The sequence below is a fragment of the Kitasatospora sp. NPDC101235 genome, assembly GCF_044767505.1.
Taxonomy (GTDB): domain Bacteria; phylum Actinomycetota; class Actinomycetes; order Streptomycetales; family Streptomycetaceae; genus Kitasatospora.
In genome coordinates, this window is sequence record NZ_JBIWNZ010000086.1 from 1 (window position 1) to 1,574 (window position 1,574).

General features: G+C 70.0%; 1 protein-coding gene. It reads left to right on the forward strand.

Annotation, left to right across the window (positions count from 1 at the left end; all coding sequences use genetic code 11):
- Positions 1-124 precede the first annotated feature (124 nt).
- A complete protein-coding gene (locus tag ACIRRH_RS43895) occupies positions 125-1,564 on the forward strand; it encodes an NF041680 family putative transposase (protein ID WP_403079103.1) in 1,440 nt (479 codons plus the stop codon).
- Positions 1,565-1,574 lie beyond the last annotated feature (10 nt).

Consider the following 1,574-nt stretch of genomic DNA (forward strand, 5'->3'; position numbering starts at 1 on the left):
CTTGACTATTAACCCCGCCAAGATCATCTCTTGGCGGGGTTCGTCGTTCGCCTGACAGCTGGGCGGCCTTTGCGTGATCGTGTCTTCTCGCTGAAGTCGACAGTCGATCAACCCAAAGGCCGTGATGGACAGTCTGCAAGACAAAGCCGCGCGCGTCGAGGCCCTGACCGCGTTGTCGCGGTTCCGCCGCGAGTTCTACTCCTGCCTGACCCTGCGGGCGGATGCCCTGTTCGAGCTGACCGACGCGGTGCTGTGCGCCGGCGGGCCCGTGGTGTCGCTGCCGGAGCTGTCACTGGAAGCGGTGCACCGGCGCGGGCACGGGGCGATGTACGACGCGCTGGCCCAGGGTCACATCAACGCGTCCCGTGTGCGGATGGCGCTGGCAGGGCTGGAGCTGCCACGCGGGGCGGACCGGCAACTGTCGATCGCATTGGATGTCACGCCGTGGCCGCGTCCGGATGCCGAGTGCTCGCCCGAGCGGCTGCACTGCCATCGCCCGTGCCGCTGCGACGGGGTTCGCCAGACCATCCCTGGCTGGCCCTACCAGGTCGCCGCCGCCCTGGGCGGTGGCCGCTCCTCGTGGACCGGCCCGCTCGACGCGCTCCGCCTTGGCCCCGACGACGACCCCACCGAGGTCACCGCCGCCCAGATCCGTGACCTGCTGGAACGCCTGCGCGAGGCCGGCCAGTGGCGTCAGGGCGACCCCGCGGTGTTGTTCGTCCTGGACTCCGGCTACGACATCGTGCGTCTGACCTGGCTTCTTCGCGACGAGCCGGTGCGGCTGCTCGGTCGGATCCGCTCCGACCGTGTGATGCACGCCCCGGCCGGCCGCCGCAAGGGACCTTGGCCCGGACGTCAGCCCCGCCACGGCGAAGAGTTCCGCCTCGCAGCCCCCGCCACCCACCCCGCACCGGTCCAGCAGTCCCGCACGGTCCACGACCGCTTCGGCCAGGTCACCGCCGACTGCTGGGGCCGCCTGCACCCGAAACTGGAACGCCGCGGATCCTGGACGGACCACCAGGGCGAACTACCCATCGTGGAAGGCACCTTGGTCCACCTCGCGGTCGAGCGCCTGCCCGGCAACCGCGATCCCAAGCCACTGTGGCTATGGCACAGCGACCCCGACGCCGCCGCCTACGACGTCGACCGCCTGTGGCGGATCTTCCTCAGAAGATTCGACCTCGAACACACCTTCCGGTTCTTCAAGCAGACCCTCGGCCTGACCCGGCCCCGCCTGCGGCACCCAGAGCAGGGCGACCGGTGGGTCTGGCTGATCCTCGCCGCCTACACCCAGCTCCGCCTTGCCCGGCGTCTTGCCGAAGACCTCCGCAGACCCTGGGAGCAGCCACTGGCACCGGACCAGCTCACCCCCGGCCGGGTCCGTCGCGGCTATCCCCGGATCCGCAAGACCTTGGGCACTCCGGCCAACGCGCCAAAAGCCACCCACCCCGGACCCGGCCGCCCCAGGGGTCGCACCTCAACCCCCGCACCCCGCCACCCAGTTGGCAAGAAACGCAACAAAACAGACACGCGCGTGCGCGGCGCAGCACAGCACCAGCCTTAAAGATCAAGCT